The sequence below is a fragment of the Actinokineospora diospyrosa genome, assembly GCF_024171925.1.
GTDB classification, from domain to species: Bacteria; Actinomycetota; Actinomycetes; order Mycobacteriales; family Pseudonocardiaceae; genus Actinokineospora; species Actinokineospora diospyrosa.
This window is the reverse complement of record NZ_JAMTCO010000017.1, coordinates 124,590-150,020: the sequence shown is the minus strand read 5'-3', so window position 1 is coordinate 150,020 and position 25,431 is coordinate 124,590. Positions and strand designations below refer to the sequence as shown.

General features: G+C 68.8%; 2 protein-coding genes (1 of these 2 cut by a window edge). Both read left to right on the top strand.

The features are described 5' to 3' along the window. Positions 1-36: 36 nt before the first annotated feature. The gene (locus LV75_RS30280) at positions 37-18,978 is read left to right on the top strand and encodes a non-ribosomal peptide synthetase (protein WP_253890775.1); all 18,942 of its coding nucleotides are present in this window, start codon (positions 37-39) and stop codon (positions 18,976-18,978) included. Continuing rightward, a protein-coding gene (locus LV75_RS30275; protein ID WP_253890774.1) for a non-ribosomal peptide synthetase crosses the window boundary here: on the top strand, positions 18,975-25,431 show its 5' portion. It continues 2,210 nt past the right edge of the window; the window shows 6,457 of its 8,667 coding nt (coding positions 1-6,457); it begins with the start codon at positions 18,975-18,977; its stop codon lies off the right edge, out of view. Before LV75_RS30280 ends, LV75_RS30275 begins: the two co-directional genes overlap by 4 nt.

The window sequence follows — 25,431 nt, the reverse complement described above, 5'->3', positions numbered from 1 at the left end:
GCGCGGTGAAGGCCGTCCCGGAAAGGGTGTGCGGGGATGTCTGTCCGAGTGGGTCTCTCGCCCGCGCAACAGGCGCTGTGGTTCGCTCAGCGGCTCGACGCCACCGGCGCCGGGTACACCGTTGCCGAGGCGGTTGAGCTCCGCGGACCGCTTGACGCACCGGCGTTCTTGCGCGCCCTTACCGCTATCGCGGGTGAGGTCGAGGCACTGGGCACGGTGTTCACCGTGGACGGCGACGAGGTCACTCAGCTCCCTGGCGCTGTCGAGGTCCCGGTAGACCTAGTGGACCTGAGCGGTGCACCTGACCCACGGGTGGCTGCCCGGCGCTGGATGGACGACGACCTAGCCCGGCCGGTCGACTTGGTCGAGGGACCAGTGGCCGCGCAAGCGTTGCTCGTGCTGGGGCCCGAGCACCACCTGTGGTACCTACGAGCGCACCACATCGTGCTCGACGGTTACGGGTTCTCGTTGGTCGGACGCCGGGTGGCGGAGGTCTACCGGGCCCTTACCGCTGGAGAGCAAGCTGGCCCCAATCCGTTCGCGCCGGTGTCGGCGTATGTAGCGGAGCAGGCGAAGTACCACGCTTCGGACAAGTTCGACGCAGACCGCCAGTGGTGGGCTGAGCGAGTCGCTGATCTGCCTGAGGTCGTGTCGCCTTCGAGCGTGACCGAGTCGGCGGTGGGGTTCCGCCGCCTGCGCGGCAGCATTGCCTTGCAGCTGGACGCGTTGCACGGTCCGGCTCTGGTAGCGGCAGCGGTCGGCTTGCTGGTGCACCGGACTACCGGGGCCGACGAGGTCGTGTTGGGCCTGCCGATGATGGGGCGGCTCGGTTCAGTGTCGGCGCGTATCCCGACGACGACGGTCAACGTCCTGCCGCTGCGGGTCGCGGTGTCGCCTGGCATGACAGTGGGGGATCTGCTCGCAGCTGTGCGTGGCGAGATGCGAGCGGTCAGTCCACACCAGACCTATCGCGGTGAGGACGTGCGCCGGGACGCGCACCTGCTCGCTGCGGGGCGTCGGTTGGTCGGTCCGTGGGTGAACCTGAAGCCGTACCGGGCGGAGTTGGATTTCGGCGGGGTCGAGTCGGGCGTGCACTACTTGGCGGCCGGACCCGTGGAAGACCTGTCGTTCACGGTCTACAGCGCGCAGGGGTCGCTGGAGGTCGAGGTCGACGGCAACCCCGCCCGGTACACCGACGCGGACCTCTCCGGCTACCTCGACGCGTTCGCCACCGTGCTGCGCGGCCTGGTTGAGGCACAGGCAGATCTGCCGACGGGTCGGTTGGGTCTGGTGGACGAGCCTGTTTCGGCAGTGGGGCCGGCTCTTACCCGCCCAGCTGCTGGGCTGGCTGAACTGGTCGTGGCGCAGGCGGAGCGCACTCCGGACCGGGTAGCTGTGCGAGATGGCTCGCGCTCGATGACCTACCGCGAGCTGGTGGAGCGCGTCGGCGGGATCGCGGCCGCGTTGCGGGAGCGTGGAGCTGGACCTGAAACGGTTGTGGCGGTAGCCCTACCTCGCACGGTTGACCTTGTCGCGACGCTGTTGGCGGTTGCTTCGACTGGCGCCGCATACCTGCCGCTGGACTTAGGTTTCCCGGCAGACCGCTTGGAGTACATGCTCGCGGACTCCTCGCCTGTGCTCGTTGTAGGTGCTGGCGGACTGCAGCTCGACTCGATCGGCACCGGCCCTGCTAGCCCTGTCAGCCCTGTCGCGGTGAGTTTCGACCAGGCCGCGTATGTGCTCTACACCTCGGGATCCACGGGCCGCCCCAAGGGCGTGGTGGTCCCGTCAGGCGCGTTGGTCAACTTCCTGTTGGACATGGTCGAGCGGTTCGCTCTTGGCGCCGACGACGTGTTGGTCGCGGTGACGACGGTCGGGTTCGACATCTCCGCGCTGGAGTTGTTCGTCCCGTTGCTCTCCGGTGCCACTGTCCGGTTGGTGGACGGCGACACGGCACGCGATCCGGCCCTGCTGTCCGCTGTCATCGCCGATGGCGCCACCGTCATGCAGGCGACTCCGTCGCTCTGGCAAGCACTGGTCGCCGCGCATCCCGGCGCCATCAAGGGACTGCGGGTCTTGGTCGGCGGGGAAGGACTCCCAGGTGACCTAGCCCGGGAGCTCATCCGCTCTCGTGGTGTCACGAACCTCTATGGGCCTACCGAGACCACAATCTGGTCGACCGCGCACGACTTGGCTGGCGCCGAGACCGCCATCGGGCGGCCTATCGCCAACACAACCGTTTATGTGCTTGATGGTGCTCTTAAGCCTGTGCCCGCAGGGGTGGCTGGTGAGCTCTACATCGCCGGTGATGGCCTGGCGCGCGGGTACCACGCCCGGCCGGGGCTGAGCGCGGAGCGCTTCACCGCCGACCCGTTCGGGGCGCCCGGTAGCCGCATGTACCGCACCGGTGACCTCGCCCGGTATGGACAAGACGGACTTCTGCACGTCCTTGGCCGAGTCGACCACCAGGTGAAGGTGCGCGGATTCCGCATCGAGCTCGGAGAGATCGAGACCGTCCTCGCCCGGCATCCCGCGGTTGAGCGGGCTGTCGTGGTGGCGCACGGCGCGAGCCTGGCGGAACAACGACTGGTCGCCTACCTCGTCCCGTCCGTGCCAGACGATCTGACCGAATGGGCCCGGGCAGCTCTACCGGAGTACATGGTGCCCTCAGCGCTCGTAGGCCTCGGCGAGATTCCCTTGACTCCCAACGGCAAGGTAGACCGTCGTGCGTTGCCTGCGCCGGATGTTGTCGGCGGTGGGCGGGCGCCGCGCAACCCGCGCGAGCGCGCGCTGTGCGATCTCGTGGGCGAGGTCCTAGGCGTTCGCAGCGTCGGCATTGACGACGACTTCTTCGCTCTTGGCGGTACCTCGCTGCTGGCGACTCGATTGAGTGTTCGGGCTCGGGTCGAACTGGGCGTGGAACTGTCCATCCGATCGGTGTTCGACGCGCCGACGGTGGCCGGGTTGGTAGATCACCTCACGGCAGCCGCCGCCGTAACCGGTCCGCGCGCGGGGGAGCGGCCGGAGCGGGTGCCGTTGTCGTTCGCGCAGCGCCGGCTGTGGTTCGTTCACGAGCTCGATGGTCCGGACCCGACCTACCACATTCCCCTGCTGCTGCAGTTCAACGAGCAAGTAGATGTCACTGCGCTGCGTGCGGCGGTAGCGGATGTCGCGCAACGGCACGAAGTTCTGCGCACTGTCGTCGCCACTGACGCTGACGGGATCGCCTACCAGGTCATCGGACAAGCTTGGCCTACCGTCATCGAGGGTGGTTCTGTCGATGAGGCTGCGCGTGCGCCCTTCGACCTACGCACGGACGCGCCACTTCGAGTACATGTCCTCGAATACGCTGTCCTGCTCGTCTTGCACCACATCGCTGGCGACGAATGGTCGCTAGGACCGTTGGTAGCCGACCTAGAGGTCGCATACAAGGCCAGGGTGGCCGGTTCAACGCCATCGTTGTCCCCGTTGGCCGTGCAATACGCGGACTTCACGGTATGGCAGCGGGGACTGGCTGAGGACGGCCTGGAGTTCTGGGCCGAGACCCTGCGTGGCGCGCCGGACGAGGTCGGCCTCAGGCCAGACCACCCCCGCCCCGCACGAGCCTCGCACCGCGGCGACACAGTGCCGCTGGAGATCCCGGCCGATCTGCACGCCGCCGTGCGCGCGCTCGCGCTGAAGTCCGGCACGAGTGTGTTCATGGTCCTGCACGCCGCAGTCGCTGCCGTGCTCGCACGCTCGGGTGCGGGAACCGACATCGTCATCGGCACACCCACCGCGGGCCGGGTCGACCCGGTACTGGACCCGCTGATCGGCTTCTTCGTGAACACCGTGCCGTTGCGCACGGATGTCTCCGGCGACCCTTCCTTCGCCGCGCTGCTGGCTCGTGTTCGCGCGGCGGACCTGGCCGCCTTCGACCACCAGAACACCCCGTTCGAGCGGCTCGTGGAGACCGTGGCGCCACGCCGGTCCGCGGGCAGGCACCCGGTGTTCCAGGTGCTGTTCGCGTACCACCCGGAGCTCCCAACCCCGTCCGCTGAACTCGTGCACACCGGTACGGCGAAGTTCGACCTGACGGTTGACGTGTCCGAGAGCGCCGACGGTGTGACCGGGTTCGTCGAGTTCGCCGAGGACCTGTACCGCCGCGCGACGATCGAGGCGTTCGCCGCGCGCCTAGTGACCTTCCTGCTTGCCGTAGTGGCGTCACCGGATGTCCCTGTGGAGTCGGTGGAGCTGCTGTCTTCCGCCGAACGCGCGGCCGTGACCTCCTTGTGGCAGGGCGCCCGCGTGCCGGTGGCCGGTGAGTCGATCCCCGCACTGTTCGCGGCACAGGTTCACGATCACCCATCTGACACCGCCGTGATCGTCGACGGCGGCACGAGCCTCACCTACGCGGGACTCGACGTTCAGGTGTCCGCGCTCGCGACCGAGCTGCGGTCTCGCGGTGTTAGAGCGGGTTCCGTCGTCGGCGTGCTGTTGGAGCGTTCAGCTGCTCTTATCGTGGCTCTGCTCGCCGTCCAACGTGCCGGTGGCGCCTACCTTCCGTTGGACCCCGACTACCCACTTGAGCGCCTGTCGTTCATGCTCGCTGACGCCGCCCCGACAGTGGTGATCTCGTTCCCCGGCGGGCCTGCCTTGGTCGAGGACCCGCTCGTCCTCGATGGCACCTATCCGTGGAAGCCGTCCACGGCACCGGAGGTGAACGGTGACCGCGCGGCCTATGTGATCTACACGTCCGGATCGACTGGTCGTCCCAAGGGCACTGTGGTCCCACAGTCGGGGATCGTGAACCGGCTTGCGTGGATGCAGGCCGAGTACGGCCTCACCCAAGGGGAGCGGGTGCTGCAGAAGACGCCCGCCAGCTTCGACGTGTCGGTGTGGGAGTTCTTCTGGCCGCTGATCACCGGCGCCACCCTCGTGTTCGCGAAGCCGGGCGGGCACCGCGATCCGGCGTACCTGGCCGAGGTGATCGAGCGGCACGACGTCAGCACGGTCCACTTCGTGCCGTCCATGCTGCGCGCGTTCGTGGCCGACCCGGCTGCCAAGCGAGTCAGCTCGCTGCGCAGAGTGCTGTGCTCAGGCGAAGCCCTACCGGAGGACCTACGAGACGAGTTCCGATCGGTTAGCTCCGCCGAGCTGCACAACCTGTACGGGCCTACCGAGGCATCTGTCGACGTCACCGCAGCTCAGGTTGCCGACGCTGGAACTGTCTCTATTGGACGCCCGGTGTGGAACACCCAGACCTACGTCCTGGACCGCAACCTGCGCCCGGTTCCCCCACGCATCCCGGGCGAGCTGTACCTGGCGGGTGTACAGCTCGCCTGGGGCTACCTCAACCGGCCGGGGCTGACTGCAGAGCGATTCGTCGCGAATCCGTTCGCGCCGGGAAGGCTCTACCGCACCGGCGACCTCGCCCAGTGGAACAACGGCCTCTTGGAGTACCTGGGCCGTGTTGACGACCAGGTCAAGCTGCGCGGGTTCCGCATCGAACTCGGAGAGGTAGAGGCGGCCATGATGGCCGTCGATGGCGTCACCCACGCCGTCGCCGCTGTCCGGCAAGACAGGCTCATCGGTTACGTGGTTCCCGCCGACGCCAGCACTCGCGTCAAGGACGAACTCGCAAAGACACTTCCCGCTCACCTAGTGCCGTCAGTCGTGGTGGGCATCGACAGTGTCCCGCTGAGCCCTAGCGGTAAGACAGACCGCAAGGCGCTACCGGAGCCGCAGGCAATCACCGACGTAACGCGCGCACCGGCGAACGCCGTCGAGGAGTTTCTCTGTGCTGCCTACGCCGACTTGCTCGGACTGGACGCGGTCGGTGTTGAGGACGACTTCTTCGCTCTAGGCGGCCACTCTCTGCTGGCCACCCGGTTGGTCAACCGAATCCGCACGGGGCTAAGCGCCGAGCTGTCGGTAAGAGACGTCTTCGAGGCCTCCACCGTCGCTGGCCTGGCCGCCCGCACGGACGTAGCCGCTACTCATCGCCCGGTTCCCGGGGAACTAGTTCGTCCCGAACTCCCCCCGTTGTCCGCGGCCCAGCAGCGCCTCTGGTTCGCCTATCGCGTCGAGGGGCCTTCCCCGACCTACAACATCCCCTTCACCGCCCGCCTCACCGGCGACATCGACATCCCCGCTCTCCAAGCGGCGCTGAACGATCTGGCCGTCCGCCACGAAGCGCTGCGCACGATCCTCACCGACACCCACCAGGTCATCACCGAACGGCAGCCCACCCTCGATGTGGTCCCCACAACCGAGGCAGAGCTACCTGCGCTGCTTACGTCCGCCGCCGAGCACGCGTTCGACCTCGCTACCGACATCCCGGTCCGCGCCTGGATCTTCACAACGGAGACGGCATCCGTCCTGCTCGTCCTCGTGCACCACATCGCCGCTGACGAGTGGTCCGAGGCGACCCTCTGGGCTGAGCTGGGCACGGCCTATAGCGCGCGCAAGGCAGGCCAAGCGCCGGTATTCGCGCCACTGCCGGTCCAGTACGCCGACTACGCCGTCTGGCAACGAACCCTCCTCGACACCGTCGCCGACACCCAGCTCGCCTATTGGCGCCGCGCGCTCGACGGCCTGCCCGACGAGATCCCCCTGCCCACCGACCGGCCCCGGCCCGCCGCGAGCGACCACCGCGGTGCCAGGGTGCGCGCCGAGCTCGGCGCCGACACCCACCGGGCACTCACCGAGCTCGCCGCCGACCAGGGCGCGTCCCTGTTCATGGTGGGCCACGCCGCCGTCGCCGCCCTGCTCACCGGCCTCGGCGCGGGCACCGACATCCCGCTCGGCGCGCCCGTCGCGGGCCGCGTCGACGAGCGACTCGACGGGCTCATCGGCTTCCTGGTCAACACCGTCGTGCTGCGCTTGAACACCGCGGGCGACCCGTCGTTCACGGACTTGATCGCCCGCGCCCGCACCGCCGACCTGGCCGCCTATGCCCACCAGGACGTGCCGTTCGACCGCGTCGTGGACGACCTGGCGCCGACCCGGCTGCTCGGCCGCAACCCGCTGTTCCAGACCATGCTCGTGCACCGCGCCGCCCCGACGGCCCGCCCTGGCCTGCCCGGCCACGGTGGCGACGTCGAGCCGGTCGAGCTGACCACCGCCAAGGTCGACCTCACGATCACCCTGGCCGAGCGCGCCGAGGGCGGCATCGACATCTCCGTCGACCACGCCACCGCGCTGTTCGATCACGCCACCGCAGTTGACCTCGCCTGGCGGCTCACGACTCTGCTCGAGGCGATCGCGGCCGACCCCGGGGCTCGGTTGTCCACCGTCGACATCCGCACGGCCACGGAGCGAACCTGGCCGGTGTCCCACCCGCTCCCTGAAGGCGCGCGCACCTTGCCGGAGTTGCTCGCCGCCCAGATCACCGCTCGGCCGGACGCCATCGCGTTGGTGGCCGACGAGACGCTCACTTTCGGCGAGCTGGGGTCACGGGTGCGCAAGCTCGCGCACCACCTGACCAGGCTCGGGGTCCGTACCGAAGACATCGTCGCCGTCGCCCTGCCCCGGACCACGAACCTCGTCGTGGCTCTGCTTGCCGTGATCGAGGCAGGCGCCTCTTACCTGCCGTTGGACCCGGACTACCCCCGTGCCCGACTTGACCACGTCCTCAGCGACGCCCGGCCGGTTCTCCTCATCACCGACAGCCTCGCGGCGGACGTGCCGACCCTGCACCCGGATGACCCGGCGATCGCAGGTAGCCCTGACACTCCGCTCAACCGGCTACCGCACGCCGACAGCGCCGCCTACGTGATCTACACGTCGGGGTCCACCGGCCTGCCCAAGGGCGTCTCGGTCGCTCACCGCCAGATCACCTCTCTATTCAGCGCCAACCACGCCGATGTCTTCGAGCCTGTAGCGGCCGGTGGGCGCCTCAAGGTCGCGCACGGGTTCTCCTTCGCCTTCGACGCGTCTTGGCAGCCCTTGCTGTGGCTGCTCGATGGACACGAGCTGCACTTGCTCACCCGCGACGAGTACGCCGACCCGGCCTCTTACCTCGCCGCCGTCACCGAGCGCCAGATCGACTTCGTCGAGGCCACCCCCAGCACCATCGCCATGCTCGTCGACCGCGGTTTGCTCGAGACTGGCGTTAGGGCCGTCGCGATGGGTGGCGAAGCCGTGCCCACTGCGCTGTGGGATCGATTGGCCAATCATTCCCAAGACCTGCACGACTTCCGGGCGTTCGACTTCTATGGCCCGACCGAGACCACCGTCATGGTCACGATGGCCACGATCACCGGCGACACACCCAACATCGGTGCGCCGGTCGCGGGTTCCACCGCCTACGTCCTCGACGAGTGGCTGCGGCCCACGCCTGCCGGCGTCGTCGGCGAGCTCTATGTCGGAGGAGCCCAGGTCGCGCGTGGCTACCTGAACCGACCGGCACTGACCGCCGAGAAGTTCGTGGCCAACCCCTTCGGCGAAGGCAGGCTCTACCGCACCGGTGACCTTGTCCGCCGCGATAGGGACGGCTCGCTGAGGTTCGCGGGCCGCTCCGACGACCAGGTCAAGATCCGCGGATTCCGCGTCGAACTCGGCGAGGTCGAGGCAGCCCTATCCGCGTTGCCCGGTGTCCGCACCGCCGCTGTCGTTCTCCGCGACCGACGGCTGGTCGGCTATGTCACCCCCGAATCAGTCGACGCCGCCGCCGTTCGCGCAGCCCTTAAGGACACCCTGCCTGAGCAGGCTGTACCGGGTGCTGTTGTCGCCTTGGCACAGTTGCCGCTTACTGCCAACGGCAAGGTCGACCGCGCGGCCTTGCCAGAACCCGACTTCACGGCTGTGGTGTCGTCCAAGCGTCCGGAAACCCCTGCCGAGCGTGCGTTGGCGGAGGTCTTCGCGACGGTGTTGGGCCTGCCGTCGGTCGGCATCGATGACGACTTCTTCGCCATCGGCGGCGACAGCATCATGTCCATCCAGTTGGTCACTGCTGCCCGAGCCGCTGGCATCGGCATCGCACCACGTGATGTCTTCGAACGCCGCACCGTCCAAGTTCTTGCCGCACATAGCTCTACCGTCGCGACCGGACTAGTCGGCTCGCCTACTGGCGAGATGCCCTTCACCCCCGTCATGCGGGACCTGGTCGAGCGGGGCGGCCCTAACCGCCGGTTCGCCCAAACCACGGTGCTGGTCACTCCTGAAGGTCTCACCGAGGACACCCTCAGGCTCGCTATTGGTCGGGTCCTCGCGACCCACAGCATCCTGGGCGCCCGTCTTACCGACACCGGGCTGACCATTGGCGATGCCCCCCGCCTCAGCGATGTGCTGCGAGTTGGTGCGTGGGACGTGGCTGAGGCACTCGACGCGCTCGACCCCCGGGCAGGCTCGATGATCGCCTTCCGCTGGGACGGTGTCGGCAGGCTCCTCATCGCTGCCCACCACCTTGTGGTCGATGGCGTCTCTTGGCGAGTACTCGCAGGCGACCTTGCCGCAGCGTGCGATGGCGACTTGCCCGCGGAGTCCACCGCGTTCCGGCTCTGGGCACGGGAACTCATCACCCGACCCAGGACCGACGGCGACTTCTGGCGAGCATTGCTCAATGAGCCGGTTCGACCCTGGGGAACAGAGCCCCTGGATCCTGCTCGCGATACCGCAGGCTCTACCCGTATCGAACGGGTTGAGCTGGACCCGGAGACCACCTCGACCCTGCTGACCACGCTGCCCCGCCGCTTCGGCGCGGGCGTGCGGGAGGCCATCCTCGCGGGGCTTGCCGCCGTGGCCGGTGGTCCGACACGAGTCGACATCGAGGGGCATGGTCGCGAGGAGCAGGCCGTCCCCGGCGCGGACCTGACCCGTTCCGTCGGTTGGTTCACCTCGCTGCACCCGCTGCGCTTGGCAGGTGGGCTCAAGCAGATCAAGGAACAGGCACGCGCGGTGCCCGACAATGGCATCGGCTACGGCCTCATCGGAGGCCCTGCCTCCGAGGTCTTGGTCAACTACCTGGGCCGGTTCACTCTGGACGGCCGACCCTGGACACCGGCCCCTGATGCCAACGCGCTCGGTGGCGGTACAGAACCGCAGATGCCGGTAAGCCATGCCATCGCAGTTAACGCTGCCGTGGAAGACCGCGCTGATGGTGCTGTTCTCGTCGCAGAGTGGACCTACGCTCCCGGCGCCTGCGCAGCTATTGATGTCGCCGATACTGCCTCGGCCTGGGCCGCAGCAGTCACCGCTCTCGCTGCGGACGCCCGTTCGTCCAACGTTGTCGAACACACGCCGTCTGACTTCCCACTCGTGGCACTTCCCCAGTCCGATGTGGATGCCCTGGGCGCTACCTACCCGACGTTGACCGACATCTGGCCTCTTAGCCCGCTCCAGACAGGGCTGCTCTACCTGGCTGAGATGAACGACGTCTACACCGTCCAGCTAGTGCTCGACCTCGAAGGCGACATCGACCAGGTTCGCCTGCGGGCGGCCGTTGGCGCTCTGCTCGACCGACACCCCAACCTGCGCACCTCATTCCTGACAACGGAATCAGGCACGCCGGTCCAGGTGGTCTCGCCGCTGAACGGGATCCCCTTCCAGACCGCTGAGGACCTGGACACCTTCCTGGAAGAGGACCGAGCGCGCGGGTTCGACATCGCGGCCGGGCCGCTTGTGCGGTTCACCCTGGTCGGCTCCAGGCTCGTAGTCACGAATCACCACCTGGTGCTCGACGGCTGGTCAGGTCCGCTGCTGGTGCGTGACCTCATCGCCCTCTACTCCGGCACTGACCTGCCCGAGGTCGGTGACTACCGCCGCTACCTCGCTTCCCTCGCCGAACGCGACACCACCCCGTGGCAGACCGCGCTCGACGGCACTACCGAGCCCACGATCCTTGCGCCAGCCGCGCAGGTCTCCGGTGCCCCGCGCGAGGTAGTCGTACCGGTGCGCGGTGACCTCGCCGAGATCGCCCGCACACACCGGGTCACGGTCAATACCGTCATCCAGGTCGCGTGGGGGCTCACCCTGGCCCGGCTGCTGGGCCGCGACGACGTCCTCTTTGGCGCCACCGTGTCTGGTCGCTCGAGCACGGTCGAAGGCATCGCCGACATGGTCGGGCTGTTCATCAACACCGTGCCCGTCCGGATCCGGCTCGACCCGGCGGAGTCACCCGCTGCCCTGCTCGGTCGCGTCCAGGACGAGCAGGCGGCGCTCATCGACCACCACGACGTGGGCCTCGCCGAGATCCAGCGGCTTGCGGGCGTGGGCGAGCTGTTCGACACCCTGTTGGTCGTCGAGAGCTACCCCGTTGCCGAGCAGTCCACGCAGGCGGAACTCCGGGTCACCGGCGCCGTCGGCCATGACGCGACGCACTACCCCATCGCCGTAGTGGCCCACCCGGGCCAAGACCTGCGGTTGCGCTACCACGGCGAAATCGGTGACCTTCCCGAGCGCCTCGCTATCGCGCTGGACAACCTCGCCACTGCGGAGCGCGTCGGCCAGATCGACCTCTTGGCCGAAGCCGAGCGCCGCACGGTCCTTGACGCGTTCAACGACACGGCCGAACCCGAGGTGACCCGCACTCTTACCGCGATGGTCGCCGACCGAATGGCAGCCGCACCCGACTCGGTCGCCGTTGTCGACGGATCGCGCAGGCTCACCTACGGCGAGCTGGACGCACTTACCGCGTCCCTGGCCGCGAAGCTGCAAGCCGAAGGCGTTGGGCCAGAGGTCACCGTTGGCATCGCCTTGCCGCGTTCCGCGGAGATGGTCGTGGCACTCGTGGCGGTGCTGCGCGCTGGCGGCGCGTTCGTCCCCGTCGACCCGACCTGGCCCGCCGACCGCCGTGACCGTGTCGTGGCCGACTCCCGAGCGGTCGTCGCGATCACGGGTGCCGACCCCGTCCCGCTGCCCGTGCCCACGGTCGTCGCCGACCTGGACACGTGGCCGCACCCGGCGGCGACACCCGCCCCGGTCCCGGTCGCCGGTCTCGGTCTGGCCTACGTGATCTTCACGTCCGGGTCGACCGGTGTGCCCAAGGGCGCGATGATCCGGCACGAGGCCATCAGCGCCCGCCTGCACTGGCAGAAGGGGCTGCTCGGCTTCGGCACCGACGACGCCACCCTGTTCAAGGCGCCACTGGCGTTCGACATCTCCATCAACGAGATCTTCCTACCGCTGGTCCACGGCGGACGGGTGGTCGTCGCGGCGGCGGGCGGCGAGCGCGACCCGGACTACCTGCTCGACGTGATCGACAGCGAAGGCGTCACCTTCGTCTACCTACCGTCGTCGATGCTGGACGCGTTGCTGACAGCGGCAACCGAGCCCGGATCTCTCTCCGGGCTCCGGCACGTGTGGTGCGGCGGCGAGGTGCTGACGCCTGACCTGTTCGACCGCTTCCGCCGCAGGCTCGACACCACGATGTACCACGGCTACGGACCCGCCGAAGCCACGATCGGTGTGTCGCACGTGGTCTATCGCGACGCCGCCGAGCGCATCGCGACCTCCATCGGCAAGCCCAACCCGAACACGCGCCTCTATGTACTAGACCCGAATCTGCGGCCTGTGCCCGTTGGCCAGGCAGGGGAGCTCTACGCGGGCGGCTACCTCCTCGGCCGTGGCTACGTCAACGCTCCTGACCTCACTGCGAACCGGTTCATCGCGGACCCGTTCGGTCCCGCGGGCTCACGGCTCTACCGCACCGGTGACCTCGCCCGGTGGAACGCGGACGGTTCGCTCGACTTCGTCGGTCGGGCAGACAACCAGGTCAAGGTCCGCGGCATGCGACTGGAGCTCGAAGAGGTCGAGTCCGGCCTTTCCGCGCACCCCGCCGTGCGCCGCGCGGTCGTCACCGTTCGCAAGTCCTCGCTGGTGGCCTACATCGTTCCCGATAGCGCCGTTCCCGATGGCTCTGGTCCCGATGGCTCTGGTCCCGCTAGCGCGGTCACTGCGGCCGAGCTGTCCGACTGGGCGAGGTCGGTCCTGCCGGACTACATGGTCCCGTCGACCTTCGTGCTCATGGATGTCCTGCCGACCACCGTTAACGGCAAGGTCGACCGGGCGGCCCTACCTGAGCCGGAGCGGGTAGTCACAGCTACTCGCGCACCCGCCACTGCGGCCGAAGCCGCTCTTGTCAGCTTGGTGGCCGAGGTTCTTGGCCTCGACGTGGTTGGGGCAACAGACGACTTCTTCGCTCTCGGCGGCGACAGCATCATCTCGATGCAACTGGTCGCACGCGCTCGAGCGGCTGGCATCCGTTTCACTACCCGTCAGGTCTTCGAAGCCCGCACAATCGCTGCTCTGGCCGCGATCGCCGAGTTCGGCGCGGCAGCGCCAACACTGCCGGACAACGCGGTCGGCGAGATCCCCCTGACTCCCGTGATGCGCGACCTCGTCGCCCGAGGTGGGCCCATCAATCGGTTCCACCAGTCACGGCTCTTGCTCGCCCCAGCCACGCTCACTCTTGACAGCTTCGCCGCCGCACTGGCAGCCGTGCTCGACACGCACGCAGTCCTCCGCACCCGTCTAGAGCGCGACACCTTGATTGTCGGCGATGCCCCCGAGGTCGTCACCCGTGTCGACGCTGTCGGCCACTACGGCCCGCAGTGGAGTAAGACCCTGCACGACGCCACCGAACAGGCGATCGCCGGGCTGAACCCCACCGAAGGCAACATGGTTCGCGTCGTCTGGCTCGACCGTGGCCCCGGCGAACCCGGCCGCGTCCTGATCGTCGCGCACCACCTGGTCATCGACGGCGTGTCGTGGCGCGTCCTCGTGCCCGCCCTGGCCGCCGCCGTCAACGGTGAACGCCTCGATACGCCCACCTTGTCGTTCCGGGGCTGGGCAACCGCCCTTGTTAAGCAAAGCCGAGACACTGAACTCCCGGCATGGCAAGAGATCATCGCCCCGGCGCACAACATCAGTGCTCGCCCGCTAGATGCGGCCATCGATACCGTAGGCACCGCAAGGACCTTGACTGTCACCATCCCCAACGCGGCCACCTTGCTTAGCGCGGTCCCAACGGCCTTTCACACCGGCCCGACCGAGGTCCTCCTCTCGGCACTTGCCACCGCTGTCGGCGAGCCGATCGTGGTCGACCTAGAGGGACACGGCCGCTCTGATGACGTCACCGACACCGTTGGCTGGTTCACCAACATCCACCCCGTCAGGCTCACCCCGGGCGATAGCCCTGCCGCGACTCTCAAGCTCACCAAGGACGCCGTCCGCGCGGTCCCCGGTGACGGTCTCGGCTACGGCCTGCTGCGCGAACAGCTTCCCGCCACGACCCAAGACATCCTGGTCAACTACCTGGGTCGGATCGGCGTGGGCGAATCCGGCGACTGGTCCACCGCTCCGGAAGCTGCCGCGCTGACCAGCGGCGCCGACGACGCACTGCCCGTCGGCCACCCCATCGCCCTCAACATCCTCGCTGACGACGACGCGCTCACCGCGCACTTCGCCTGGGTCGGCGCCGTCGCCGACGAGACCGTGCGCGACCTCGCCGACCGGTGGGCCGCCGCCCTCGCGGCGCTCGCCACGACCACCGGCGGCGGGCACTCCCCGTCCGACTGGCCGCTGGCGGCGCTCACCCAGGCCGAGGTCGACGAGATCGACCAGCTCGGCGAGATCGACCAGGTCGACCAGGTCACCGGGATCGGCAGCGGTCACGCCGTCGCCGACGTCTGGTCGACCACGCCGCTGCAGGAAGGGCTGCTGTTCCTCTCCCGCTTCGACGAGTCCGAGGTGGACGTCTACACCACGCAGCAGGTGCTCACCCTGCGCGGCGCGGTCGACGGCAATCGTTTGCGCGCCGCTGCCCAGGCCGTGGTCGACCGGCACGCCACGCTGCGCGCCGCGTTCCCGACCCTGGCCACCGGCCGCCTCGTCCAGGTGATCGCCAGCCAGGTCCACGTACCGTGGCGGGAAGCGACCGCGAGCACCGCGGCCGAGGCCCAGGCGCTGGTCGACGCCGAGCGCGCCACCCGCTTCGACCTCGCGACCGCCCCGCTGATCCGGTTCCTGCTGGTGCGGTTGCCCGGTGACGAGGCGCGACTGGTCCTCACCAACCACCACGCCATCCTCGACGGCTGGTCGACCCCGCTGCTGGCCCGCGAACTGTTCGCCCGTTACGCCGGGCAAGAACCGCCCGCTGTCCGGTCCTACCGGGAACACCTCACCGACCTCGCCGCACGCGACCACGACGCCGCCCAAGCCGCCTGGCGTCTCGCTCTAGCCGAGCTCGACGCGCCGACCTTGGTCGCGCCCGACGCGCCCCGCGCGGGTGTGCTGCCTGGTCAACTTGACCTAACGCTGTCCGCCGAGACCGCGGCAGCGTTGACGTCAACTGTCCGCGGTATCGGTGTCACGCTCAACGCGGCCGTGCAAGCCGCGTGGGGTCTTGTACTTGCCACGCACACCGGCCGGAACGACATCGTCTTCGGCGCCACGGTGTCCGGCCGCGACGGCGACATCCCGGGTGTCGAGTCGATGATCGGCCTGTTCATCAACACCGTGCCCGTGCGGGTCCGGTTGGACCCGGCCGAATCGGTAGCCGCGCTGCTGGCCCGTCTGCACGGCGAACAGGCCGCGCTGCTCGACCACCAGCACGTCGGGCTGGCCGATATCCAGCGCACTGCGGGCCTCGGTGACCTGTTCGACACGCTCACCGTGTTCGAGAGCTACCCGGTCGACTCCGACGCACTAGAGCGAGCGGAGACCGCTGCGGGATTCCGAGTCACCGAGGTCGTCGGCCGCGATGCCACCCACTACCCGCTGACGCTGTTGGTCCTACCGGGCGCTCAGACAACACTCACCTTGCGCTACCGCCCGGACATCTTTGACGAGTCCGCCGCGAACGCGCTCCTCAGACGAGTGATCCGAGCGCTTGAGGCCATCGCCCAGCAGGCAAACCAATCGGTGGGCTCCCTGTCACTGCTCACTCTCGACGAGCGTTACGACGCTTTGACGGCATGGCAGGGCCAAACGGTCGCCGTTGACGCCACCACCCTGCCCGCGCTGTTCAAGGCACGAGTCGCCGATACGCCCAACGCCACTGCTGTTGTTGTCGATGACGGCCCAACGTTGACCTACGCCGAGTTGGACAGGCGCGTCGCGACCCTGGCTGGTGTTCTTGCCGCTAGAGGTGTCCGGCCGGGTTCTGTAGTAGGCGTGCGGTTGGAGCGGTCCGCTGCCCTGATCGTGTCGCTGCTCGCGGTGCAACGGGCTGGCGGCGCGTACCTGCCGCTGGACCCGGACTACCCGCAAGACCGGCTCGCGATGATGGTCGCCGACGCCGCCCCGACGGTGGTCCTCACGAGCGACCCCAGCGACGGCGGGCTTCTCTTTGACTCCGACGGTTTCGTGGGGGAATTGGCCCCACCTCTCGTTGATGAGGTCACCTCCCAGGATCGGGCTGCCTACGTCATCTACACCTCTGGGTCGACCGGTCGGCCCAAGGGCGTTGTCGTTCCGCATTCCGGCATTGTCAACAGGCTCCTGTGGATGCAGGCCGAGTACGGCCTAACGCCAGGGGAGCGGGTGCTGCAGAAGACCCCAGCGAGCTTCGACGTGTCGGTGTGGGAGTTCTTCTGGCCGCTGATCACCGGCGCCACTCTTGTGTTCGCCAAGCCAGGTGGGCACCGCGACCCTGCTTACCTCGCCGAGGTCATCGAGCGACACGACGTCACTACGGTCCACTTCGTACCGTCGATGCTGCGCGCGTTCGTGGCCGACCAGGCATCCCACACCGTCACGACACTGCGACGAGTCCTCTGCTCCGGGGAGGCGCTCCCGGCGGACCTACGTGATGAGTTCCGAGCGGTGTCCGGCGCCGAGTTGCACAACCTCTATGGCCCGACAGAGGCGTCGGTTGACGTCACCGCGGTCCAGGTCGCCAACACTGGGTCGGTTCCTATCGGACGCCCCGTCTGGAACACCCAGACCTACGTCCTCGATTCATTCCTGCGACCGGTACCGCCTGGCCTACCGGGCGAGCTGTATCTCGCGGGCGATCAGCTCGCGTGGGGCTACCTCAACCGACCTGGCCTTACCGCGGGCAGGTTCGTAGCCAACCCCTTCGGCCCCGGGCGGCTCTACCGCACCGGCGACCTCGCCCGCTGGCGGGATGGGGTCCTCGACTACCTGGGCCGCGCTGACGACCAGATCAAGCTGCGCGGGTTCCGCATCGAGCTCGGCGAGATCGAGGCAGCCCTGTCGGTACATGTCACCCAGGCCGTTGCCGCTGTCGTCGACGACCGACTCATCGGTTACCTCGTCGGTGACTTCGACACAGATGTTCTCCGCGTCGAGCTCGGTAAGACCCTGCCCGACCACATGGTGCCGTCGGCGTTCGTCAGCCTTGACCGCATCCCGCTCACCCCTAGCGGTAAGACCGACAGGAAGGCCCTACCGAAGCCCGACTTCGCGTCCCTGGTCACGGATCGCGAAGCGGCGACCAACATCGAGCGAGTCCTCGCCGATCTAGTCGCTACCGTGCTCGGGTTGTCCAAGGTCGGCGTAGACGACGACTTCTTCACCCTGGGCGGCGACAGCATCGTCTCCATCCAACTGGTCGGGCGTGCCCGCGCCGCCGGGATCCGGTTCTCCCCGCGCGACGTCTTCGAGCGGCGCACGGTGGCTGGGATCGCGCTCGTCGCCGAGACCGACCACCGCGAGCCGGAGGCCGAGGGTGATGGCATCGGCATGGTGCCGTTCACCCCGATCATGCGCGACACCCTCGCCCGCGGCGGGCCGCTCGGCAGGTTCTCCCAGGCGAGGCTGCTGCGGACCCCGGTCGACCTCGACTTCGACCGCCTCATCCAGGCCGTGGCCGCTGTCCGCGCCCGGCACCACGTCCTGCGCGCCCAGCTCACCGACGACGGGCTGCTCGTGCCGGAGGTGGCACCCGCCGACGTGGTCCGCAGGGTCGACGCCACCGCGTTCACCGACGCCCAGTTGGCCGCTGCTGCCGCTGCCGTCGCCGACGAGCTCGACCCCGCCACTGGCGAGGTGCTGCGAGCCGTCTGGTTCGACCGTGGCGGGGTCGAGGGCAGGCTCCTGGTGGTCGCCCACCACTTCGTGGTCGACGGCGTCTCCTGGCGCGTTCTGGAGCCCGATCTGGTCAAGGCGTACCGGGGCGAGCCGCTGGACCCGGTCGGCACCTCGTTCCGCCAGTGGGCACTCGGGTTGGCCGAAGCCGACCGCAAGGTCGAACTCGACCACTGGGGCGACCTGGCCGACTGCTCCAGCGCGCTCATCGCGAACCGGGAAGTCGACGCCAACGACACCGTCGCCACCGGCCGCGAACTCCGGTTGACGTTGTCAGCGCAGGAAACGCTGCCGTTGCTGACAACCGTGCCGGAACTGTTCCACGGCACCGTCAACGACATCCTCCTCGCCGGATTCGCCATCGCCGCTGCCGCGACCCGGAGCAACATCGCCCGCGTAGTCGACGTGGAAGGGCACGGGCGCGAGGAACAGGTCGTGCCGGGGGCAGACCTATCGCGCACCGTTGGCTGGTTCACCACCGTCTACCCGATCCGGCTCGACTTGACCGGCATCGACGCCGCCGACGCCTTCGCGGGCGGCCCGTCGGTGGACGCGGCCGTGAAGAGGGTCAAGGAGCACCTGCGGGCCGTGCCGGACAACGGGATCGGCCACGGCATCCTCGGTGACACCGGCATCGGCAGGCGGGAGGTGCTCGTCAACTACCTCGGCCGGTTCGGTTCCGCCACCGAGACCGGACCCTGGACGGCGGCACCCGAGGCCGCGGCCCTCGGCGGCGGGGTCGACCCCGCCATGCCCATCACCCACGCGGTCCAGGTCAACGCCGTCACCGTGGACGGGCCCGACGGGCCGACGCTAAGCGCGACCTGGGCGTGGGGCGCCGCCGCGGTCGACGACACCGCGGTGCGGGACCTGGCCGAGGCCTGGTTCACCGCGCTGCGCGCGATCACCCGGTCCGGCGGCGGTGGCCACACCCCGTCCGACCTCACCTTCAGTGACCTGTCGCAGGACGAACTCGATGAGTTCGAGTCGGAGTGGAATCTGTGAACACGCGCAAGTCCGGACTGGAAGACGTCCTGCCCCTCTCGCCGCTGCAGCAGGGGCTGCTCTTCCACAGCGAGTACGCCACCGAGGCCGATGACCCCTACCTGGTCCAGTTCGTGCTGGACCTGGAGGGGCCACTTGAGCCTGCCGTCCTCAAGGTCGCCGCGCAGGCGCTGATCGACCGGCACGCCAACCTGCGCGCCTGCTTCCGGCGGCGCAAGAACGGCGAGGTGCTCGCCCCGGTCCCGCGCGTGGTGGAGCTGCCCTGGAGCGAACTGGATCTGGATGAGTCCGACTGGGACGGTGTTCTTGCCGCCGACCGAGTTGAGCGATTCGACCTGGCCCAGGCTCCGCTGCTGCGCGTGTTGCTCGCCAAGCTCGGTCCCAACAGGCACCGGTTGCTGCTGACCTACCACCACATCCTCTTGGACGGGTGGTCCACGCCGCTGCTGGCTCGCGAACTGTTCCAGCTCTACACCGCGAAGGGCGACGCGTCGAAGCTACCGGCGGTCCGCCCGTACAAGGACTACCTGTCCTGGCTGCGTAACAAGGACGCTGACGCGGCTCGCTCCACCTGGGCTGAGGCGCTGCGCGGCGTAGAGGAACCCACCTTGCTTGCCCCTGGTGCGGACCCGTCCGGGTCGGCCGAGCAGACGCCTATCGCGTTGCCGGATGGCCTGCTCGACGGCATGGCCAACCTCGGCCGCTCGGCGGGCGTCACGCTCAACACCGTGGTGCAGGCCGCTTGGGCGCTGCTGCTGGCACGCACCCTGGGCCGCCAAGACGTTGTCTTCGGGGCCACTGTGTCCGGGCGTCCGGCAGACCTACCCGGCGTCGAGTCGATGATCGGCCTGTTCATCAACACCGTGCCCGTGCGGGTCAGGCTGGACCCGGCTGAGACGGTGACCGCGCTGCTGGCGCGAGTGCAGGCAGAGCAAGCGCGGGTTATGGACCACCAGCAGTTGGGGCTGGCCGACATCCAGCGGACCGTGGGCATCGGCGAACTGTTCGACACGCTCACCGTGTTCGAGAGCTACTTCGTTGACACTGCCGCTCTCGAGAGCGCTGAGGCCGCTACCGGCCTGCGGGTACGCGCGGGGGAGACCCGCGACGCCACCCACTACCCGGCCACCCTGGTCGCGACCGGTGGCGAGCTGCTCCTGAAGTACCGGCCCGGGCTGGTCGACCCGGACGCGCTCGCCACCCGACTCGTCCGCGTCTTAAGCGCGCTGGTGGCCGACCCCACTTCCCCCGTCGCGAAGATCGATGGGCTGTCGGACACCGAGCGCGGCAACCTCGTCCACGGTTGGAACCCGACCGGACAACGGGGTGCGGCCGCCACGATCCCGGCCCGGTTCGCTGAGCAGGTCGGTCGCGCGCCAGAAGCGCTTGCCCTTGTCGCTGGGTCGGAGCGGCTCACCTACGCGGAGCTGGATGCTCGGTCGGACCGCCTCGCCCGGGTTCTCGTCGAGCGTGGGGCGCGACCCGGTGGGATTGTTGCGATCGGCTTGCCCCGCTCGGCGAATCTTGTCGTCGCAGTGTTGGCCGTGCTCAAGTCCGGCGCGGCATACCTGCCGCTCGATCCCAGCTACCCCCGTGCGCGCCTAGACCTCATGCTGGCGGACGCAGCACCTACGCTCCTCGTCAGCGACCTCGACGACTTCGATGTCCCGACGGTGTCACCCACCGACAGCACTATCGGCACCGACGAGCCGCTTGGCCAGGTAGAGCTGTCGCCGGACAACCCCGCCTATGTCATCTACACCTCTGGCTCTACCGGAACCCCCAAGGGCGTCCTGGTGCCTCACCGCACCGTGGACCGGCTTCTTAGCGCCACCGACCACTGGTTCGGGTTCGGAGCCAACGACGTGTGGACGCTGTTCCACTCGTACGCCTTCGACTTCTCCGTGTGGGAACTGTGGGGCGCCCTCTTGCGTGGGGGAACCCTCGTCGTCGTCGACCACGCCACGAGCCGATCTCCAGAGGCGTTCCTCGAACTCCTCGAACGGGAGCGGGTAACGGTTCTCAACCAGACCCCGTCCGCGTTCCACCAACTCGACGCTGCTGACGCTGCCCGGGGTGGGGTTGACCTCGCGCTGCGGTACGTCATCTTCGGCGGTGAAGCGCTAGAGCCCCGCAAACTGGCCAGCTGGTTCGAGCGCCACGCAGACGACGCGCCACGCCTGGTCAACATGTACGGGATCACCGAGACCACCGTGCACGTCACCTACCTGCCGTTGACGCGCGCTAGCGCCGCCGAGGGAACCCCAGACATCGGCGTCCCCATCCCAGATCTCCGCGCTTACGTCCTCGACGACGGCCTAGGTCTCACCGCTCCTGGGGTGGTTGGCGAGCTCTATGTGGCGGGCGAGGGTCTTGCCGATGGCTACCTCAACCGTCCCGGGCTGACCTCAACGCGGTTCGTTGCCAACCCGTTCGGGCAGGGTCGCCTTTACCGCTCGGGCGACCTCGCCAGGTGGCGCTCGGACGGCACACTGGAGTACTTCGGCCGCGCGGACGGGCAGGTCAAACTGCGTGGGTTCCGCATTGAGCTGGGTGAGATCGAGGCAGTCCTATCGGCTCACCCGGACGTTGCGCACGCTGTTGCCGTTGTCCGTGAGGACCGCACCACCCGACTCGTCGCCTACGTCGTGCCGACCGCCGGCGCGGCACTAGAGGGCCTGCGGGAGTGGGCCGCGCGGGATCTTCCCGAGCACATGGTCCCCGCTGCGGTCGTCGTACTCGACCGCATTCCGCTAACCCCCAACGGCAAGGTCGACCGCGCCGCGCTTCCTGCCCCGGACTTCGCGGGTCTTACCACTGCCAGGCAGGCCGAGACCGAAGCAGAACGGACCCTCGCGGCTGTCTTCGCCGAGGTCCTCGGCGTGCCTACCGTCGGCATGGACGACGACTTCTTCGCCCTTGGCGGCGATAGCATCATCTCGATCCAGCTCGTCGCCCGCGCCCGCGCCGAAGGGCTGCGGTTCTCCCCGCGTGACGTCTTCGAGCGCCGGACGGTCGCCCGCCTCGCCGAGGTCGCCACCGAACCCGCAGCTGTCGTCACCACCTCCGGCACTGGCACGCTGCCGTTGACCCCGATCATGCGGGAGCTCCTCGGCCGGGGTGGCCCGATCACCCGCGTCGCCCAGGCTCGGCTGCTCATCGCCCCCGCCGGGCTCACCCCCGCGAAGCTGACCGCCGCTGTCCAGTCCGTTGTGGACACCCATGACGTGCTGCGCTCCCGGCTCGTGGGCGCCGAACTGGAGGTCCGGCCGGTTGGATCGGTCACCGCCGCGGTGCGCCAGGTCGAGGGCACCGACTTCGCCGCCGAAGCGGCCCGCTCCTACGCGGAGCTCGACCCCGCCGCCGGTGAGGTTCTGCGGGTCGTGTGGTTCGCGCCGGACCGGCTGCTGATCATCGCGCACCACTTGGTCGTCGACGGCGTGTCCTGGCGGATCATCGTCCCGGACCTCGCCGACGCGGTCGAGGGCAAGGCGCTCGCCCCGGTCGGCACCTCGTTCCGCGAGTGGGCGACCGCGCTCGCGGCGCAGGACCGCGCGACCGAGCTCGACTACTGGCGCACCGCGCTGGAGGGCATCGGGGGTCGGCGGATCGTCCCCACGCGCGACACCGTGTCCACCGTGCGGTCCGTGCGCGTGTCGGTGTCCCAGGAGACCACGGCCAGGCTGCTCGGGGCGGTCCCGGCCGCCTATCACGCCGGGGTCGAGGACGTCCTGCTGACCGCGTTGACCTTGGCCCTCGCCTCTACGCGGGGCGTCCCGTGGCACGTTGTGGACCGAGAGGGGCACGGTCGCGTCGAGGATGCTGTCCCAGGGGCCGACCTGCACCGGACGGTCGGCTGGTTCACCACACTGCACCCGGTCCGGCTCGATCTGTCCGGCGTGGACATCGCCGACGCGGTAGCAGGTGGACCGGCGGCCGGGTTGGCGCTCAAGCAGGTCAAGGAGCTCCTACGAGCTGTGCCGGGCGACGGCATCGGGTTTGGTCTGTTGCGCGACTCGCTGCCCGCAGCCTCCCCCGAGGTCCTCTTCAACTACCTCGGCCGGTTTGGCTCACCTGGTTCGGCGGCTGGTTCTGCGGTGGCCTGGTCGGGCGCGCCGGAAGCGGCCGCACTCGGCGGAGACGCCAACCCCGAACTCCCCGCCAGCCACCCGCTGACGATCAACGCCGTCACCGCCGACGGCGCGCTCACGGCCACGTTCTCCTGGCCCGCCGCCCTGTTCGACCAGGCCGAGGTCGACCGGTTGGCCGCGGCCTGGGTCAGTGCCCTCGACGCCATCGACCGGCACGCCGCGACCGGCGCCACCGGCCGCACCCCCTCGGACTTCCCCCTGGTCGACCTCGGCCAAGGCGAGGTCGACGCCCTGGTCGAGGCGCACCCCGGCCTGGTCGACGTGTGGCGGCCGACGCCGCTTCAGCAGGGCATCGCGTTCCTGTCGCGCTTCGACGACACCGGCACCGACGTCTACACCGTGCAGTTCGCCTGCGAGCTGACCGGGCCGCTGGACCCCGCCCGCCTGCGCGCGGCCGGGCAAGCCCTTCTCGACCGCCATGACACGCTCCGCGCGGCTATCGCCCACATCGGCTCCGGTGACCCTGTCTTGGTCGTGCAGCCGCAGGTAGACCTGCCGTGGCGCGAGGTCGACGGCAGCGACTGGGACGAGGTGGTAGCGCAAGACCAGCAGACGCGGTTCGACGTGACTACCGCCCCGCTGGTCCGTTTTACCCTCGGGAAGGTCAGCGAGGACTACCACCGGCTGCTCTTGTCGTTCCACCACGTCCTCTTGGACGGCTGGTCTACGCCGTTGCTGGTGCGGGAACTCTTCGAGCTCTACGCGGGCAACGCGTTGCCCGCTGTACGGCCCTACCGCGACTTCCTCAACTGGCTGTCCCAACGTGACGCTGGCGTCCAACCGTGGGCGGAAGCGCTTGCGGGAGCTGAGTCCACACTGGTCGCTCCCGCTGGTGCTGCACGTTCGGGCGCATTGCCACGCCGTGTGGAGTTGGCACTGCCTGAAGGACTCTCGCAGGTAGCGCGAGAGTGCGGCGTCACGCTCAACACACTCGTGCAGGCTGCGTGGGGGCTGACCGTCGCGCGCGGTCTCGGGCGCCAAGATGTCGTCTTCGGGGCCACCGTGTCCGGTCGTCCGGCAGACCTACCTGGCGTCGAGTCGATGATCGGTCTGTTCATCAACACGTTGCCGGTGCGCGTGCGCCTTGACCCTGCCGAGACCGTGGCGGCGTTGCTCACGCGAGTCCAGGCAGAGCAAGCCGCCCTGCTCGACCACCAGCACGTCGGGCTCGCCGACATCCACCGCGCCGTCGGCGTGGGGGAGCTGTTCGACACGCTGACCGTGTTCGAGAGCTTCCCGATCGACACTGCCGCGCTGGACCGGGCCGAGACCGCCGCCGGGTTCCAGGTGAGCGGCGTGACCGGTGCCGACGCCACGAACTACCCCATCACCCTCACCGTCGGCGCGGGTCTGTCGGCCTGGCTGGACGTGCGTGACGACCTGATTTCCGCAGAGCTGGTGACCGCGTGGGCTGAGCGGTTCGTGCGCGCTATTAGCGCATTCGCGGCTCCGGGCACGCGGGTACGCGACCTGGACCTGATGTCCAACGAGGAACGGTCCGCTGTTGTCGTTGCCGGGCCGGTCGTCGAGGTCACCGATTCCTCCGTGCTCGACGTTCTAGCCCGGCAGGACTCCTCTACGCGGGCCGTGGTCGGGCCGGATGCCGAGCTCACCTACGGCGAGCTGGCTGCTAGATCCGACCAGATTGCCGGGCTCCTTCAGTCTCGCGGCGTACAGCCCGGCGATGTGGTGGCGTTGGCGCTACCGCCCTCCGCTGGGCTTATCGCGGCGATCATCGGTGTGTGGAAAGCCGGGGCTGCTTACCTCGTGCTCGACCCCGAGTACCCGGCCGACCGGCTGCGGCACATGGTCGAGCAGGCGCGGCCCGCGCTGACCCTGACCATCGCGGCCGTCGGTCTGCCGGGAGCCGTCGAGATCGACTCGGTGTCGGGGTACTCGTTCACCGGTGGCCCGGTCTCCGGCGCCGCCTACGTGATCTTCACGTCCGGGTCCACCGGGCGACCGAAGGGCGTTCTCGTCGAACACGCGGGCCTGGTGAACCTCTTGGCGTCGCACCAAGCGTCGGTGATGCGGCCCGGGTCCGTCCTACAGGCGGCATCGTTCTCGTTCGACGCCTCACTCGACCCGCTGCTGTGGATGATCGCAGGCCACGAGATGCACGTCGTGGCCGAGCCGAGCGTGGCGTACGTGCGCGACAACGGCATCGCCTACGTGGACGCCGCGCCCTCGCTGCTCGGCCAGCTGGTGTCCGACGGATTGTTGTCTTCCGGGGTGTCCGTTGTGGGCACTGGCGGTGAAGCCATTGGTTCCGCGTTGTGGGCGGAGTTGGCCGCGAGTTCGG